A 16,041-nucleotide genomic window follows, 5' to 3' on the forward strand; every position below is an offset into this window, starting at 1 on the left:
AGGTGCGTCTGTTTCCTTCAGTATAACCCGCCCGCCTTGAAATAACGAATGCGGATGTTCAAAAGACGAAACAGGTATGAACAATTTATGGCGCCGGTTCGGCACAAACACGGTTTCTTCCTTTCGCCTTTGCGGCATATAATGCTTGATCACAACGGGCGATCACGGTGTCAACCGTATCCCCTTCTTGATAAAAGGCTACGCCGAAGCTTCCAGTTTGATAGCCAGCCTGCGGAAACGAAAACTGTTCAATGTGATAGCGCAGCTTTTCAGCAAGTGTGATGGCCTCAGATTCGGTCATATACGGGCAGACGATTAAAAATTCCTCTCCACCCCAGCGTCCTGCTGTTTGTGTAGGTGCGATGGTGTCCGATAAAATGCGGGCGGTTTCGATTAACACCTGGTCTCCCGCTTGATGGCCGTATTGATCATTCACCGACTTGAAGTGGTCCATATCCATTAAAATAATGGCCATCGGTTCGCCTCTCAGTTCCGATTGTGCCACTGCTTCCTCCAGTACATGGTCAAGTTTGATCCGGTTCGGAATTTTCGTGAGGCCGTCGGTGTTGGCAAGCTGCTGCATCTTGTCTCTTGCCCGTTCCAGCTGCTCCGTCCGTTCCTGCACTTTTTCCTCCAGTGTTTCATTTTGCTGCTGCTGCCACTTTTCCTGATTTCGTTTGATCAGGTTGATTTTGTCAATGAGAGCCAGCGATAAAAAAAGTGCTTCAAAGCAGGCTGCTACGCCCGGGATCAGTTCAAATAAAACCGGATGCAGCGGAATAAGCCCTAAAAACCCAAAGGCCTGAAGCAAAATGGCACTTAACAGAAACGTCCAGCCGATCATGTAAAAACGCGCCATTTTATGCCCCTTCAGCAGCATCAGAAGGCCCGAATACCAGAGGAACGACAAAATAACAACCGCAAACAGCACTGTAAAATCACTGAAAATCGTGACACTTTGCGCAAACAGTACAGCGGCTGATGACAGCAATGTAATAGCCAAAAAAGTCCGGATTACCGTAAAGTGCCGTGGAATATATCGTTTCAGCTCTAAAAACTCGGCTGCAAACAGCATCATGAAAATCATCATCATATTACAGGTGATAATAAGCGACCGTTCAAAAAACCAGACCGGCAGCCAGGATCCCATTATCTCGAGGTCAAGTGAGTTCATGCATGCCTGATAGAGCATAAAGCTTAAGACATACAGCACGTAGTACAAATAGGCTTTTTCGCGGAAAGAAACAAGCAAAAATAAGTTATATAGCATGAGTCCACCCAAAATCCCATAAAAAACACCTGTATAAAACTTGTACTCAATCAAATGATCCAACAGCCCGTCCATCGTATAACCAAACGAAATAAGCGTGATGGGCAGCTGCTTTGCATCGATTTTTAAATAAACAGTAGAGACGTCAGGATCATCTATCTCGAACAAATACGACCGGAATGGAACCGGCTGGTCTTCCACATGGGAAAAGCCTCGTTTTTGAACGGTAAACGTTCCGTCTGCCTTTACGAGATAAGCGTATATGCGTTCGAGCTTGTCAATTGCTTCAATCCAGTACGCTTCTTCCGGATCCCTTCCGATTGCATCCATCTCCAGCCGAAGCCACACCGTATCGTCTGTATGCCAGAAAAACAAATACGATTCAGTGCTCGGAACAAAGTCTTGATCATGCTGTCCTGAAAGAATGTCTTCAATCGTCAAGGTACTGGAAGGATCGCGGAAAACGTCATAGTACGATCCGAGCGGTTCACCTTCTTGTGCTCCATTAAAAGCGGAAGCACTAAAGGGAAATAGAAGAAAAAGAGTAAACAAAGAAAAGATGATCCGCTTTATTATCATATTCAGCACCGGTCCTTCACCTTAAAATAACGCGCGTAGCCGTTTCTTTCATTATGCAAAAAAAGTGACTATTGAACAAGTCCAATAGTCACTTTTTATTAACCGGTCAGCACATCCTCGGCCGGGTATTTATAATGTGCTTCATGCTTTCTGGCAAACATGTAGGCAAGGGTCAGCGGTCCAACCTTACCTGTAATCATCAGCACGATTAAAATCAGCTTTGACGGATCGCCCAGCATCGGTGTCAAATTCATGGAAAGACCAACCGTCGCAAAAGCGGAGACCGCTTCAAACATAAGCGGCAGGAATTCCATGTCCTCCACCACGTTAATTAAAAAGGTGCCTGTGACGACGACAAATGCCGCAATCATCGTAATAGACAGGACGCGCATCACATATTCCGGCTTGATCGTGCGGCGGAACAGGTGAATGTCTTTTTTTCCTTGTATGTACGTTACCATTGCCGCAGCCATCACGATAAACGTTGTCAGCTTAATGCCGCCAGCAGTAGACCCGCTTCCTGCTCCGATAAACATGAGAATCATCATAAAAAAGGACGTTTGCGGATTAATGGCGCCCATATCAATCGTGTTAAAGCCGGCTGTTCTCGTCGTGACGGCCTGAAACCAGGACGCCTGCAGCTGATCCGTAAAGGGCATCGCACCCAATGTCGCCATATTGCCCCGCTCCAGCAGTAAAATCATTAGAAAAGCAAACGCATTTAAGCCGATTGTAGCGGTTACCATAATTTTAGTGTGAAGTGACCATTTGCGAAACGACCGGTTTTCGTACAAGTCGATCAGCACGGTAAAGCCGATGCCGCCTAATATGATGAGGGACGTAATGCCGATCGTGATAATCCAGCTGTCCGCATGCCCCATCATATTATCCGGCCAAAGCCCGAATCCGGCGTTGTTGAAAGCAGAAACAGAATGGAAAATACTATAGTAAATTCCGTTTCCCCATCCGTATTGCGGCACCCAATCGATTGCCAAAAAAGCGGCCACAATCAATTCAATTGCAATCGAGAAAAGCAAAAGATTCCGCACCAGCTTGATGACGCCGCCGTAGTGAAGCTGGCCGAGTGCCTGCTGGACGATCATCCGCTGCTTCATACCAATTCGTTTGCCCAGAAGCATAAAGATGATAACGGAAAAAGACATAATGCCCAGTCCGCCCATTTGAATCAGCAGCAGAATCACCAGCTCGCCGAAAAGAGTAAATTCAGTGCCGGTATCCACTACAGCGAGGCCGGTCACTGTAAAAGCAGAGGTCGCTGTAAAAAGAGCATCCACCCAGGACAGCGGCGCATTTTCAGAAACGGGCAGTTTTAATAGGAGAGTACCGAACAAGATCGCACTTAAATAAACAGCCAGCAAAATGACGCCTGGCTCCATCGATTTTTTATTCATCATCCGTGCCTGGCTTTTTTTCATGAAGTGAGCCTGCTTTCCGTTAAGAATGACCTCATTTTACGCCTCGAACTGTTCTTTGTAAAGCACCTATTTACCGCCTGAAATGCTTGCCCAGCACGTCCTGTCCGCCAGTCACCGGAATAATCGCTCCTGTAATAAACGAAGACGCCTCTGATGCCAAAAAAGCGGCTACTCGTGCAATATCGCCGCCGGTCCCCGGTCGTCCAACCGGCACACGGTTTGCTTCACAGCCAAGCGCATCATCAATGTCTTTTTCTTTCCACGTGCCGCCAATATCACCCGGACAAATCATATTCGCCGTGATCCCATAGGCCGCTTCCTCTAGCGCAATCGTTTTAATCAGGGAGGCTGCACCGGTTTTAGCTGCTGCAAAGGCGGACCGGTCCACCCACCCCGGCGCTGTTTCCACACGGTCAAAACCAAAAGCGATCACCCGCCCGAAGCCGCGCTCCTTCATGCCCGGCAGCAGCAGCTTGGTCAAATAAAAGATAGCGGTCAAATTGCCACTTATGAGTGTGTTCCATTCATCCCAGGCGTATTCAGCCATCGGTTTTCGTTCTTGTATGTAGGGTCCTGCATTATGAATTAAAATATCGACCGCGCCTGCTGCGGCTGCCAGCTGCTCACAATCCTCTTTTTTTGAAATATCGCCGAATACAGCCGTTGCTTCCACATTGTACTGCTCTGCAAGGTATCTTGCCAGCGCTTCTGCCTGTTCAGGATCTGAACGGTAATTGAGGACAACATGGATGCCTGCTGCCGCTAAATATTCAGCTGTTTTTCGCCCCATTCCTTTTGAAGCGCCTGTAATCAGTGCCGTTTTCGCCATTGAAACGCCCTCCATTCTACGCTTTTATCGTATACGATATGCAGAACTTCTAGCAACTTTAAAAAGCCGGCGCATACGCACCGGCTTAAACAGATTCATTCATGCAAATAAAACCTTTTACATGAATATTATATTTTTTCAGCAGCCGAACGGAAAAGTTCCGTTCCATAGCAGAAGCAGCGGCGATATACACTTCCTGCCCGCCGAATTTCCCTGCGTTGCGTGGAATATAGCCGCATGGAATGTGCTCAGCGCCTGCAAGCGGCAAGCGGCCTGCTTCCTGCCAGTCCCGTACGTCAATAACAGGGTGACCGGCAGCTTCATCTGGTGAAATGCGCTGTACATTCACCGGCCAGTATCGTTTATATCCAATCAGCAGCACAGCAGTGACTAAAACAGCTGTGATGATGAAAACGGCCATTTTCCATTCCTCCTTTAATTCACTTCTTTATTTTATACGTGCAGGGGTATAAAATCAATCTTTTTGTTTGATGTTTTCCAACGTATGTATGTAAGCCGTGATCAGCTTCATTTTCTCTGTATCACTGAACGGGGCATCGCAAACACGGCGAGCCGCTTCGGCAAATTTGACCTCTGGTGTTTTTCGAAGACGCGGATGGTTCAGCTTATCAAGCAGTTCATTTTTCATCGCTTCCTCCGGATCAGCCACTGTGCGCCCTTTCCAGAGCAATTGATACAACGGCACCCAGTCACTCATGTTCATCACTCCTTCACACAACGTTCATTGTATGCCGAAACGAATCGTCTGTCTAGTCAAAAAACTTTTGCTTCTTTTAGCCTGCTTGTTTTTTTATGGCGCAATAATGGAAAATACGGCGCAATTCACGCGGAATTGCGCCGTAACGTGCAGATTTGCGCCGTAAATGCGAAAATTGCGCGTTATCTCGTTTATTTGCGCCAAATGCCAGCCTGGGATTGTTTTTCCACACTAAAACGGCACTCCATTTAAAAGGGAGTGCCGTTTTGGTGTTATTTCAGCTTGGCTTGAACGGACTCGATCGCCCGTTTCAGCTGTGTATCATTTTCTTCGAGCTTCAGCCGCAGGTTTTCCATCAGCTTCGTTGTTGAGGCGCCGGTCAGAACACCGGTTGCTTCAATCTCGGCTGCTTCCTGGAATTCTTCTACAGCACTTTCGGTTGTTTCATCAAAATAGCCGTCCACCTTGCCTGGATCATAGCCAAGTGCTGTCAGCATTTGCTCCGCTGTTTTCACTTCATCCGACAATGTTTCAAGCTTTAGCTCTGATTCCGGATTAATATACGTTAAATTCGCATACTCGGGAAGCTTCACTTCTGCATCTGGTGTGATGCCTTTTTCATGAATCCAGGTGCCGTTTGGTGTCAGCCATTTCGCCGTCGTCAGCTTTAAATTCGAGCTGTCACTGAAATCCTCTGCGGACTGAACCGTTCCTTTCCCGAACGATTTCTCGCCAATTAACGGAATGCCGGCGGATTCGTTCAGCGCTGCCGCTAAAATCTCAGACGCACTGGCGCTGCCGCTGTCGATCAGCACAGCGGTTGGCAGATCGATTTTTTCGCCGCCCTCTGCCGGATACGCCTGCGTTTCACCATCGGATTCAATTTGCAAAATGTTTTCGCCTTCCGGAACGAACAGGTTGGCCATTTCAATCGCTTGATCCAATAAGCCGCCTGGGTTTTGACGAAGGTCGAGGACAATGCCCTTCATGCCTTCTTTCTCCATTTCCGCAAGAGCGGTTTTCAGCTCTTCTGCTGTATGCTCAGAAAAGCTGGTGACTTGAATGTGCGCAATGCCGCCTTCGCCCATTTCTGCATACACCGTTTCAATCGGAATTTCGTCACGGACAATCGTGATCTCCTGAGGCGTTTCCGTTCCTGCTTTGCGTACTTCGAGCGTGACCTCTGTGCCTTTTTCACCACGAATCAAGAGCACGGCCTCTGAAGCACTCATTCCCTGGATACTTTTGCCGTCAACCGATACAATCATGTCATTCGGCTTTAAGCCCGCTGCTTCAGCAGGTGACCCTTTAATCGGGGAAACAATGACGATGTAGCCGTCCTGCTCCTGAATTTCCGCGCCGATCCCTTGGAAAGAGCTCGACACATCTTCGTGGAATTGAGACGCTTCTTCTTCATTCATATAATCTGAATACGGGTCTTCCAGTGAATCAATCATGCCATTGATCGCACCGTTCACAAGCTTATCCTGATCCACATCTTCATAATATGTATCTAGAATTTTGTCATACGCTTCATATAATTTATTGAATTCTGACCGGGCCGGCGCTCCAACCTCGACCGCTTTCTCGTCTCCGAAAGCGAGCGTAATTGTTGTGACCGCCGCCGTTATAAACACAAGCGCAAACATCAAAATAATAAACGGAAATCGTTTTATTTTGACGTAATGGCCCTGTTCCGGCTTTTCTTCTTCCATTCTGTTCCCCGCTTTCTGCATCAATCTACACTGATCTTTTCATTTTAGCAGTTTTCGAGTGTTTTTGAAAACAAAAACCCGTTTAAAAAAACCGGCAGATTATTCCGCCGGTTTCATTTCGTTAAAATAGTCCTCAAGCGTCCAGCCCTTTTCGTGGATCATGGCCGCTGCTTCCTTGCCGATGTAGCGAAAGTGCCACGGCTCATAAATGTACTGCGTCACGTCTTCCATGCCTTTCGGATAACGTAAAATAAAGCCGTACTCATGGGCGTGATCCTTCAGCCATTTGCCTTCTTCTGTCGCTTCAAACGACTGATTCAGCTCAAAGCCGTTGCTCTCGGATGAGATATCCATTGCGAGCCCCGACTGATGCTCGCTCATGCCGGGCGGTGCGATGGATTTCAGCGCTTCTTCTTCACTGCTGGCTGCAGCCCCCGCGGCCAAAATTTCTTCCTGGCGGTCGTAGGAACGGTAGCCGGAAACAGCAAATAAGAACAAGCCGTCCTCCTCTGCTCCTTTAAACAACGTTTCAAGGGCAGCGGCGGCTTCTTTACGCATGTAGCTTTTCTCAATGTCCTGATCTCCGAATGAAAATTGAACATTCGGGCGGACGAGGTCAGGCGGCGTGTAATCAGACGGCAGCGCAAACTCCTTGTTAACGAGCACCATCATGTTTTCCGGGTTTTGAATCACCTGCACACCGTCCACCTCTTTCAACTCATTGAAATAGGATGCGTCCAGCACTGGACCCGTTTCTTCTTCCACAGCCGGCTTTTCAGACGGCGTGGATTGTTCGGTTTCCGGTTCATTCACCGGTTTTTCTTCAGCGGGCGCACAGCCGGCCGCAAGCATGGACACCGCTAAAACAACTGCTGCTTTTCTCACGCTTGAATCGCCGCTTCCAACGCCACTTCAATCATTTCATTAAAAGTCGTTTGACGCTCCTCAGAAGTCGTTTCTTCACCGGTAATAATATGATCGCTCACCGTCAAGACTGAAAGCGCCCGGCGGCCGTGTTTTGCAGCCAGTGTGTAAAGAGCCGTCGTTTCCATCTCAATGGCTAAAATGCCATACTGCGCCCATTTGGCATGGTCCGCGTTGTCATTGTAAAACTGATCGGCGGTAAACACATTGCCAACCTTCAGCTGCAGACCTTTTTCCGTTCCCGCGTCATATGCCGCTTTCAGCAAGTCCCAGTTAGCTGTTGGCGCATAATCAATGCCGGGGAACGTCACGCGGTTCATGCTGGAATCAGTAGAAGAAGTCATCGCCAAAATGACGTCCCGCACCTTCACATCTTTCTGGATGGCGCCGCATGTGCCAACACGAATCAAGTTTTGAACATTATAGCTTTGCATTAATTCGTTCACATAAATCGAAATAGAGGGAACGCCCATCCCTGTGCCTTGAACCGAAACCTTCTTCCCTTTATATGTGCCGGTATAGCCCAGCATGCCCCGCACTTCGTTGTAGCAGACCGGATTGTCTAAAAATGTGTCGGCAATGTATTTCGCCCGAAGCGGATCGCCCGGAAGCAAAACCGTTTCAGCAATATCGCCCTTGTTTGCACCAATGTGTACACTCATTTCGTATTCCTCCAATATAGCCGCCGTTTGACGGCACTCAACCTTTTAAAGACTTATTGTATCATGCAAAGCGGCGGATTGTCTCATCCAGCTTCGACCGAAGTCCGGCCAGCTCGCTGCGCTTCACCCGCAGGCGCACATTTGTTTCGTCTGTCCCCATTGCTTCTGAGAAAAAGCCACTGAGGCCGCGCGCCCGCTTATCTACCTGCAGCAGGATATTCGCTTCTTCTTCAGACTGCTGTAAAAAAGTAACTTCTAGTTCATCAAGCTTTCCTGCGTATGCACCCGTCACCGGGACAAATTCAAATTCCTGTACGAATGGATATGACGTTAAGCGTGCATGCTGGCATTCCACCTCGCGAAGGCGAAAGCCGAGGCCGCGCACAGCATCCAGCACTTCTTCTGCAATGACGGTGGGCTGTACTTCGATATAGTCTTTATCAGATGGGTCCACCGCTTGTTTAATATCAAGGCCCGTTGCCACCCACACCCGCGTTTTTCCTTGTGTGATCGGTGTTTCATGCGGAAGCGTCATTTGCAGCGGAAATTCCCGCGTTTCGCCGGCACCAATTGTAAACGGCTCATTCAGCTTTTCCTTGATGACAACGGCTTCATCTGTCACTTTCCGGTCGTCGGTTTCACGCTCATAGGTTGTCATCACCGCGACATAAATGGATGCCACTTCCTGTGCGACGTTGCCGCCTTTTACTTCCACCACACCGCGCATGACATTTCCTGCTGTGTAACGGGCTTTTTCAAGCTTTGTGTCCACCTTTGCGTTTCCGATCCCGATGCTCGCCAATGCTTTGTTAAATAATGCCACTTGACCTCACTCCATTCGTTTTAATACACGTGCTTACGCACAAGAACAACAAAAGGTTTCAGCGATTCAATTCATCCAGTTCGTAATTTTCCCACGCCTGGTCAAATACACTCATGGACGGCATATAATCAACATCCATTTCCAAATAGCGGCTCAGCACATCATACGAATCCTCCGTTTTTGGAAACGAATGGTCACCAAAGGCGTGATTCGCAAATGACGCCAACTCATCTCTCGGCGGCTCTTCCCGGTATTTCATCAAGTAATGATAAAAAGACTTATGCACTCAAATTCCCTCCTTTTTTAAAAAAAGACCTTCAATAATGGTCTTTTCATTGTTTAAAAAAACAGATGTGTCAATGAAAAGCAGGTGACAATTTCTTCTTTTCAGCGCCACTGTGCTTGCGCGAACACGGTTCGGGCGGCTTCTGCAGGACTTCGCGTTCGGAGGGGCGGGCGGTGAGCTAACTTTTGTCGCTTCGCTCCAAAAGTGGATCTCACCTGCCCCGCTGATCCCTCCCGAGTCTTCGTCCTGCGCCAGCCGCCCTGGTGGGGAGGGAAAACAGGTCGTAAAACAAAATATAGAAATGGTTCTAAGTGGAAAGAAAGAGATGAGAACTCTCTGATTTTCTCCCTGTAGGAAAAGTAGGCTCTCTTCTTAATATCATACGTTTTCAAGAATAAACGTCTGTTATCCTCGCTGTTCTTTTAGAAACACTATGGGCGGAGGATGACGGTGAAGACTCCAGTGGGACGAGCGGACAGGCTGAAACAGCCGCGCTTTTTGGGCTGGTTCAGCGTTCGCCCCACCGGAAAGCGGAGCCGGCAGCCCGGAGCCCTTGAATGTTCTTTTCCAGAAAAGACAACAGCCTTTATTTTGCTAAGAAAAAGAAAGCAATCTTGAAAAAACATTTGGTTTCTCTTGACGAGTTTGATTTTCAAAAGTGAGAAAAGACCTTTTTAACAAAGGTCTTTGTACTCTCCATATCCTTCTGCCTCTAAATCCTCTTTCCGGATAAAGCGCAGTGAAGCGGAGTTTATGCAGTAACGAAGGCCGCCTGCTTCGCGCGGGCCGTCCGTAAACACGTGACCGAGGTGGGAATCGGCTGTTTTGCTGCGGACTTCGGTGCGGATCATGCCGTGTGACATATCCCGTTTTTCAAGCACCTCTGTTTCCTGAATCGGCTTTGTGAAGCTTGGCCATCCACAGCCGGCATCGTATTTGTCTCTTGATGAGAACAGCGGTTTACCGGAAATCACATCCACATAAATGCCATCTGCTTCTTCATTCCAGTATTCATTATGAAACGGCGGCTCTGTGCCGTTTTGCTGCGTCACATTATATTGCATCGGGGTAAGTGTTTCTTTCAAATTGTCTTTATTCATTGACTGTCCCTCCAGTGTGATTGAATAAATGCGGCGCGCCCTGATCCGGTTTGATACGCATTGTAATGCGCCGGATTTTTCTTGTAATAGTCCTGATGATACTCTTCAGCAGGATAAAAAGGCTCTGCTGGCAAAATATCAACCGCTATCGGCTTTTTAAAACGGCCGCTTGCGTCAAGTTCCTGCTTCGACTGCTCCGCCTGCCTCTTTTGCTCATCCGTTGTGTAAAATATAGCCGGCTTGTATGAACGGCCCCGATCAAAAAATTGCCCGTCTCCATCAGTTGGATCAATTTGCATCCAAAAAACACCGACTAATTTTTCGTATGAGAAAACGGCTGGATCAAACGTAATCTCCACTGCTTCGATATGGCCGGTTGCCCCGCTGCATACCTCTTCATATGTCGGATTTTCTGTCGTACCGCCTGTATAGCCGCTGATTACCGATTCAATCCCCGGCTGCTCATGAAATGGCTTAACCATGCACCAAAAGCAGCCTCCTGCAAAAATCGCTTTTTCCATCCTGTTTCCCTCCTATTGAGTAGCTCCCTCCGGCAATAGCACCGCAAACCGAATATCATCTTCTTTTAAATTAAACGATTCCGCCTTTACACGCATGCCGTTGTCGAGCCGCATCTCACCAAGCGACACGTAAATGCGCTGTTCTTCCGGCACAACATGAACCCATTCCGGAAAAGCATAGGCACTGTCCGCCGTTTTCAACACGTACGATGCGGGAATGTCCAGCAGTCCGACTCGCAGTCCTTCCTGCCGCAGCACGATGTTTCCATCCTCCATCGCTTCCGGCACAAAGGTCATGTAATAGTCAATATCGGTGCCGAACACCGGAAATGAGCCGTATAATTCTACTTCTTCCCCAATATACACATCGTAATCAATCGGGGCATTGCCCGCTTCTTTTTCTAAATAATACGTCACCAGCTGATTTAACTCCGCTTTTGATGACGTCACGTGAAAAGCTGTTTCTCCTTCCACCTCTGCCAGCACCGGTTTTTCGGCATCAGATGGCAGCAGAACAAGAAAAAAAACAAGACCGATCGCGGCGATCACACTGCCTAATAATAAAAAAAAGGCCACTTTCCATTTCGTCAATTTAATCCCTCATTTGAACGTACAATTTTTCCACTCGTTAACTGTTCAAGCTCGTCTTCGTTCATTGATTCAAAAATACGGCCGGCCATTTGCTCATAGCCGATGTCATTCGGATGAAACTGATCTTCGAAAAAAAGTCCGTCACTGCCTTCACCAAAAATGGTTTCCACGTTGACGAATACAGTCCGGTCAAATGAACGCGCGACTTCCTCCGCCCGCTCATTCCAGGTGCGCACAATTGTTTCATCGTCATCCGTATCCACAAATATGCGGCCGAATGGATTGTAAATGCCAACCAAAACGACACCTGCTTCTTCATTGATTGCCCGAATATCCCCGATCACGCTTTGAATCCGAGCCGCATATGCGTCTTCTTCCTCTTCAAACGTTTCAACCGTTAAATGCGACCAGTTCTCTTTAACGACCTTCACAACATCATTCCCGCCAATTGTTACGATGACGATGTCGGCTTGTTGGATATCTTCCTGGATGCCTTCCTGCTCCAGCCGCTTGATCAGCTGGTCTGTCCGGTTGCCCCGTTTTCCGTGATTGACAAACGATGCTTCGTTTATTTCATCAAGTGATTCCAGCTTCTCTTCCAAATACGGCACATAGCCGCCTGAATTCGTGCTGTCCCCGACACCTTGTGTAAGCGAATCGCCAATTGAAACAACGTTTATATTTTGCGGAACGATTGGCGCCACAGCTTCCTCTGCCCCATCCGCACATCCCGAAAGCATCACGGCGAGTCCAATGCCCGCGATCAACCGCTTCAATGCTTTCACCTCATCTTTGCTAAAATCTTCTGGAATGCCTCCTCCGGTTGAAAGGCATCTCTTTTCAATGTATGATTATATCAGTTTTAACTTGTTTCTTCTATTTTGAAAGGGGCTTGAATCATTGAAAAAACGTTTATCTGTTTTCGTTCTGGCGATGACGATTCCATTTGCGGCAGCTTGCGGGAATGAAGAATCGGCTGAATCGCACGAAAACCATTCACATACTGCTGCGAACGGGGACCTGCAGGAAGTAACAGCTTCCGCCGAGACACTACCCGGTTTTTTAGATGACAAGGACGATAATATGCGCGCCATTTATTTGGCCGCGGCAAAGCATGCCGGCGTGCTCGAGCAAATGCCGTGCTACTGCGGGTGCGGAGAGTCAGCCGGGCATCAAAGCAATGTAAACTGTTTTATTGCTGAGCAAAACGGCGAAGAAATTACGTGGGATGACCACGGAACCCGCTGCGGTGTTTGCCTGGAGATCGCTGCGACTGCAGCCGTTATGACTGAAGAAAGTAAATCACCAGCCGAAATCCGGACGCTCATTGACGAAACGTACAGTGAAGGATATGCGGAACCTACACCGACTCCACTGCCCGAGGCCTAACACATATTCGTCTTTCATTCGTATTTTTTGCCAAAGTATGGTACAATGTTAGTACGTCGTAAAAAAGAGGATTGGTTACACATGAGTATCAACGTATTTCTCGATGATTACCGTCAATGTCCTCCTGACCATACACTTGTTGAAACGATTGATGAATGTTTTGCTTTATTGACAACGGAAAAGATCGGACATCTTTCACTTGATCACGATCTTGTCAGTAAAACACAGAATGGCTTTGTGTTAGTGCAGCTTATGGTGGAGCATCAGCTCTTTGCAGAACGAATTACGATTCACTCTGCAAATGCAGGCCGCGGAAAAGCCATGTACCGATATTTAAAACAAGCGCAGATGGAACTGAAGATGCCTTCTTCCATTAAGGTGACCCTTCGTCCGCTGCCGCTTCATTGATATCTATAGATCAAAAGAGTGTCCCGCCATATTAAACGGGACACTCTTTTTTTGTTTTGATAAAAGCGACTTATTTCGCTTGATACATAATGCCAACTGCCCCTGGTCCGGCGTGTGCTGAAATGATCGGAGCGGTGACGCAAATATCAATGTCTGTAAAGCCAGTTAATTTCGTTACTTCTTCTTTTAATTTCTCAGAAAAAGCCGCGCTGTTATTTCCAGCATGCACGATTGAAAAACGAACGAGCTCTTTTCCTTTTAATTCCTCTGCCAGCTGCTCCGTAAAAAATTTAATGCCTTTCGCATGCGACCGTACCTTTGTGACAGGAGAAAGCGCTCCAATGTCAAGATTCGCAATCGGCTTTATATTCAAGAGCGAGCCAATAAACCCTTGGGCTCTGCCGATGCGGCCGCCCTTGATTAAGTTCTCAAGGGTATCCACCATAATATACAGCTTGGACTGCGCACGCACTTCGTCCAGCCGTTTAGTTATTTCTTCTACAGAATGACCCGCTTCCGCCATCCGTGCCGCTTCTAGCACCTGGTACGAAAGCGCTTTGGAAATATAACGCGAGTCAATGACCGTTACATCAGAAGAAGACATTTCCGCTGCCTGCTTGGCAGAGTCATACGTGCCGCTCATGCCACCGGTCATATGAATGGAGACAATCTGGCTTCCATCGGCTCCCAGATCGTCGTACACCTCTAAAAACCGGCCCACTGGCGGCTGCGACGTTTTTGGCATGTCCTTTGCATTCGCCATTTTTACTAAAAATTCTTCTGCGGAAATTTCAACGCCATCAAGATATGTCTGCCCGTCCACTAACACCGTCAGCGGCACCATCGTAATGCCCATTGCTTTTAATTCCTCACCCGTCATATCCAATGCGGAGTCCGTTACAATTTTAATTTTGCTCATAAAAAATCCCTTCTTTCCTGCCATCAGCGTGCATCTGAGTTCATTTTACTATTCTTTAACCGTTCTTCCTATATGATTAACACATTTGCCACAAAAAAAAGAAGACACGCGGTCTTCTTTTTTCTTAAGACAGCAGGGAACGGTCGCTAAGTCCGCCCCCGCCTTTAATTTTCTGGAATTCAGCCAGCAGTTTTTCGACGGTTAAGTTCTTTTTCTCTTCTTCATCGGCTGAAAAGATGATCTGCCCCTTGTCCATCATGATCAGCCGGTTGCCAAGATCAAGTGCCTGCTGCATGTTGTGCGTGACCATCAGCGTGGTGAGGCCGAGCTTTTCCACAATTTCTTTCGTTAAGTTTGTAATCAGCTCGGCACGGGATGGATCAAGTGCAGCTGTATGCTCATCCAGCAGCAGGATCTTCGGGTCGGTAAAGGTCGCCATAAGCAGAGAAAGGGCCTGCCGCTCCCCGCCCGACAGAAGTCCTACCTTGGCGCCCATTCGATCCTCGAGCCCAAGATGAAGCATCTCCAGCTTTTCCCGGTAAAAGTCCCGCCGTTTTTTTGTGACACCAAAAGCGAGCGTGCGCTTTTTCGTCCGGTTGTAGGCAAGTGCCAGGTTTTCTTCGATCGTCATCGTCGGTGCTGTTCCCGCCATCGGGTCCTGAAACACGCGGCCGATTTTGGCGGCCCGTTTATGCTCCGCAAGTGCGGTCATGTTTGTTCCATCGATGAAAACAGATCCCACGTCCGGTGTTAATTTGCCGGAAATGACGTTCATCAGCGTGGATTTCCCCGCACCATTTGAACCAATAACCGTGACAAAATCACCCGGGCGCATCGATAAATCAACTTTGTTTAACGCAATTTTTTCGTCTGGTGTTCCTTCATAAAACACTTTAAAAATGCCGCTCATCTCAAGCATTCGCTTTGCCTCCCAACTGCTGAAGCCGTTTTTTCTTGCGGGATGCTGCCTTTTGCCTGTCAATGATCTTCGGCAGCACAAGCGCGATAATCACGATAATCGCTGTAATGAGTTTCATATCTCCTGTGTCCAAAAATTCAATTCGAAGAGCCAGTGTGACAATGATCCGATACAAAATAGCCCCCACCACAACCGCGAGCGTTGCGCGGGCAATTTTGGAATGGCCAACGACCGCTTCTCCGATAATAACAGAAGCAAGACCGATAACGATCATGCCAATGCCCATACCGACATCGTTAAAGCCATTGTATTGCGCGACAAGCGCTCCTGAAAACGCCACCAGCGCATTCGACAATCCCAGCCCTAACACCTTCATCCAGCCCGTGTTGGCGGAGAAGCTGCGTACCATTCCTTCGTTGTCACCGACCGCACGCAGACTTAAGCCCACCTCTGTTTTCAAAAATAAATCGGTCACAAATTTTATGATCAGCGTCACAACGAGCATAAACAGTAAAATGCTCCAATCCGATGCGAACCATGACTCGATTTTTGTGATCACCGTTTCCTCTGCTAAAAGCGGCACATTCGGCTTGCCCATAATGCGTAAATTAATCGAATAAAGCGCAATCATCATTAAGATACCGGAAAGAAGCGGGTTGATTCCGCCTTTTGTGTGCAAAATCCCTGTGACGCAGCCAGCCAGAAAACCAGCAAACAGGGCGGCCATTGTCGCCACAAATGGATCACTTCCATTTACAATCATGATCGAAGCCACCGCTCCACCCGTTACAAAGCTGCCATCTACCGTTAAATCCGGAAAATCCAGCACACGGAATGACAAGTAGACGCCAAGGGCCATGATTGCGTAAATGACGCCTGATTCAACGGCGCCAAACAAAGCTGTCAACATAACAAAATCCTCCTATTAACATGAAAAGAGCGCCCGGTAAAG

Annotated in this window: 19 protein-coding genes; 2 read left to right on the top strand and 17 right to left on the bottom strand. The window is 47.9% G+C overall.

Annotation, left to right across the window (positions count from 1 at the left end; genetic code table 11):
• Nucleotides 1–85 precede the first annotated feature (85 nt).
• From BW952_RS01595 to BW952_RS01665, 14 genes are all read right to left on the bottom strand, one after another.
• Nucleotides 86–1,849 carry a sensor domain-containing diguanylate cyclase gene (locus BW952_RS01595; RefSeq protein WP_045849606.1) on the bottom strand — a complete coding sequence of 588 codons (1,764 nt, stop codon included), beginning with the start codon at nucleotides 1,847–1,849 and terminating at the stop codon, nucleotides 86–88.
• A gap of 98 nt (nucleotides 1,850–1,947) precedes the next feature.
• The gene (locus BW952_RS01600) at nucleotides 1,948–3,285 is read right to left on the bottom strand and encodes a TrkH family potassium uptake protein (protein WP_231581273.1); all 1,338 of its coding nucleotides are present in this window, start codon (nucleotides 3,283–3,285) and stop codon (nucleotides 1,948–1,950) included.
• A gap of 70 nt (nucleotides 3,286–3,355) precedes the next feature.
• Complete coding sequence (locus BW952_RS01605) at nucleotides 3,356–4,114, bottom strand: SDR family oxidoreductase (RefSeq protein WP_045849492.1); 759 nt, start codon at nucleotides 4,112–4,114, stop codon at nucleotides 3,356–3,358.
• A gap of 85 nt (nucleotides 4,115–4,199) precedes the next feature.
• Nucleotides 4,200–4,535 (bottom strand): hypothetical protein, encoded by a 336-nt coding sequence (locus BW952_RS01610; RefSeq protein WP_045849491.1) that lies wholly within the window; start codon nucleotides 4,533–4,535, stop codon nucleotides 4,200–4,202.
• 54 nt (nucleotides 4,536–4,589) lie between these two features.
• A complete protein-coding gene (locus BW952_RS01615; RefSeq protein ID WP_052698355.1) occupies nucleotides 4,590–4,832 on the bottom strand; it encodes a hypothetical protein in 243 nt (80 codons plus the stop codon).
• A 272-nt stretch (nucleotides 4,833–5,104) separates the two neighbouring features.
• Nucleotides 5,105–6,547, bottom strand: a complete 1,443-nt coding sequence (locus BW952_RS01620) for a lmo1851 family serine protease (protein WP_045849490.1) — start codon at nucleotides 6,545–6,547, stop codon at nucleotides 5,105–5,107.
• A gap of 99 nt (nucleotides 6,548–6,646) precedes the next feature.
• Nucleotides 6,647–7,399, bottom strand: coding sequence for a M15 family metallopeptidase (locus BW952_RS01625; protein ID WP_045849603.1), 753 nt, complete (start codon nucleotides 7,397–7,399; stop codon nucleotides 6,647–6,649).
• A 29-nt stretch (nucleotides 7,400–7,428) separates the two neighbouring features.
• A complete protein-coding gene (gene deoD, locus BW952_RS01630) occupies nucleotides 7,429–8,133 on the bottom strand; it encodes a purine-nucleoside phosphorylase (protein ID WP_045849489.1) in 705 nt (234 codons plus the stop codon).
• Between the two features lie 61 nt (nucleotides 8,134–8,194).
• Entirely contained in the window at nucleotides 8,195–8,956 is a 762-nt protein-coding gene (locus tag BW952_RS01635; RefSeq protein ID WP_045849488.1) for a sporulation protein, read from the bottom strand.
• Between the two features lie 58 nt (nucleotides 8,957–9,014).
• The gene (locus tag BW952_RS01640; RefSeq protein WP_076496163.1) at nucleotides 9,015–9,242 is read right to left on the bottom strand and encodes a YozE family protein; all 228 of its coding nucleotides are present in this window, start codon (nucleotides 9,240–9,242) and stop codon (nucleotides 9,015–9,017) included.
• Nucleotides 9,243–9,916: 674 nt separating this feature from the next.
• Entirely contained in the window at nucleotides 9,917–10,342 is a 426-nt protein-coding gene (gene msrB / locus BW952_RS01650) for a peptide-methionine (R)-S-oxide reductase MsrB (protein ID WP_045850565.1), read from the bottom strand.
• Entirely contained in the window at nucleotides 10,339–10,863 is a 525-nt protein-coding gene (gene msrA, locus BW952_RS01655) for a peptide-methionine (S)-S-oxide reductase MsrA (RefSeq protein WP_045850566.1), read from the bottom strand. Before msrA ends, msrB begins: the two co-directional genes overlap by 4 nt.
• A 12-nt stretch (nucleotides 10,864–10,875) precedes the next feature.
• Nucleotides 10,876–11,454, bottom strand: a complete 579-nt coding sequence (locus BW952_RS01660) for a YpmS family protein (RefSeq protein ID WP_052698418.1) — start codon at nucleotides 11,452–11,454, stop codon at nucleotides 10,876–10,878.
• On the bottom strand, nucleotides 11,451–12,230 hold the full coding sequence (locus tag BW952_RS01665) for a GDSL-type esterase/lipase family protein (RefSeq protein ID WP_052698423.1): 780 nt from the start codon (nucleotides 12,228–12,230) through the stop codon (nucleotides 11,451–11,453). Before BW952_RS01665 ends, BW952_RS01660 begins: the two co-directional genes overlap by 4 nt.
• Before the next feature lie 124 nt (nucleotides 12,231–12,354).
• Here BW952_RS01665 and BW952_RS01670 point away from each other — a divergent pair, with 124 nt between their 5' ends.
• Nucleotides 12,355–12,843, top strand: coding sequence for a PCYCGC motif-containing (lipo)protein (locus tag BW952_RS01670; protein WP_045850568.1), 489 nt, complete (start codon nucleotides 12,355–12,357; stop codon nucleotides 12,841–12,843).
• 81 nt (nucleotides 12,844–12,924) lie between these two features.
• Nucleotides 12,925–13,251: a cyclic-phosphate processing receiver domain-containing protein gene (locus BW952_RS01675; RefSeq protein WP_045850569.1), complete on the top strand. Its 327-nt coding sequence runs from the start codon at nucleotides 12,925–12,927 to the stop codon at nucleotides 13,249–13,251.
• A gap of 70 nt (nucleotides 13,252–13,321) precedes the next feature.
• On the opposite strand, the gene BW952_RS01680 is transcribed toward BW952_RS01675, so the two are convergent.
• From BW952_RS01680 to BW952_RS01690, 3 genes are all read right to left on the bottom strand, one after another.
• Nucleotides 13,322–14,170: a DegV family protein gene (locus BW952_RS01680; RefSeq protein ID WP_045850570.1), complete on the bottom strand. Its 849-nt coding sequence runs from the start codon at nucleotides 14,168–14,170 to the stop codon at nucleotides 13,322–13,324.
• Nucleotides 14,171–14,294: 124 nt separating this feature from the next.
• Complete coding sequence (locus tag BW952_RS01685; RefSeq protein WP_045850571.1) at nucleotides 14,295–15,089, bottom strand: ABC transporter ATP-binding protein; 795 nt, start codon at nucleotides 15,087–15,089, stop codon at nucleotides 14,295–14,297.
• Nucleotides 15,082–15,999: an ABC transporter permease gene (locus BW952_RS01690; RefSeq protein WP_045850572.1), complete on the bottom strand. Its 918-nt coding sequence runs from the start codon at nucleotides 15,997–15,999 to the stop codon at nucleotides 15,082–15,084. The genes BW952_RS01685 and BW952_RS01690 overlap by 8 nt, the downstream gene beginning before the upstream one ends.
• Nucleotides 16,000–16,041 lie beyond the last annotated feature (42 nt).

The organism is Domibacillus enclensis, from assembly GCF_900156125.1.
Lineage (GTDB): Bacteria > Bacillota > Bacilli > Bacillales > Domibacillaceae > Domibacillus > Domibacillus enclensis.

Coding starts and splice junctions, on each gene's coding strand:
- msrB (WP_045850565.1), bottom strand. CDS start 10,342: ATGAATAAAGACAATTTGAAAGAAACACTTACCCCGATGCAATATAAT.
- BW952_RS01680 (WP_045850570.1), bottom strand. CDS start 14,170: ATGAGCAAAATTAAAATTGTAACGGACTCCGCATTGGATATGACGGGT.
- BW952_RS01615 (WP_052698355.1), bottom strand. CDS start 4,832: ATGAGTGACTGGGTGCCGTTGTATCAATTGCTCTGGAAAGGGCGCACA.
- BW952_RS01595 (WP_045849606.1), bottom strand. CDS start 1,849: ATGATAATAAAGCGGATCATCTTTTCTTTGTTTACTCTTTTTCTTCTA.
- BW952_RS01690 (WP_045850572.1), bottom strand. CDS start 15,999: ATGTTGACAGCTTTGTTTGGCGCCGTTGAATCAGGCGTCATTTACGCA.
- BW952_RS01610 (WP_045849491.1), bottom strand. CDS start 4,535: ATGGCCGTTTTCATCATCACAGCTGTTTTAGTCACTGCTGTGCTGCTG.
- BW952_RS01625 (WP_045849603.1), bottom strand. CDS start 7,399: ATGCTTGCGGCCGGCTGTGCGCCCGCTGAAGAAAAACCGGTGAATGAA.
- BW952_RS01675 (WP_045850569.1), top strand. CDS start 12,925: ATGAGTATCAACGTATTTCTCGATGATTACCGTCAATGTCCTCCTGAC.
- deoD (WP_045849489.1), bottom strand. CDS start 8,133: ATGAGTGTACACATTGGTGCAAACAAGGGCGATATTGCTGAAACGGTT.
- msrA (WP_045850566.1), bottom strand. CDS start 10,863: ATGGAAAAAGCGATTTTTGCAGGAGGCTGCTTTTGGTGCATGGTTAAG.
- BW952_RS01685 (WP_045850571.1), bottom strand. CDS start 15,089: ATGCTTGAGATGAGCGGCATTTTTAAAGTGTTTTATGAAGGAACACCA.
- BW952_RS01605 (WP_045849492.1), bottom strand. CDS start 4,114: ATGGCGAAAACGGCACTGATTACAGGCGCTTCAAAAGGAATGGGGCGA.
- BW952_RS01620 (WP_045849490.1), bottom strand. CDS start 6,547: ATGGAAGAAGAAAAGCCGGAACAGGGCCATTACGTCAAAATAAAACGA.
- BW952_RS01600 (WP_231581273.1), bottom strand. CDS start 3,285: ATGAAAAAAAGCCAGGCACGGATGATGAATAAAAAATCGATGGAGCCA.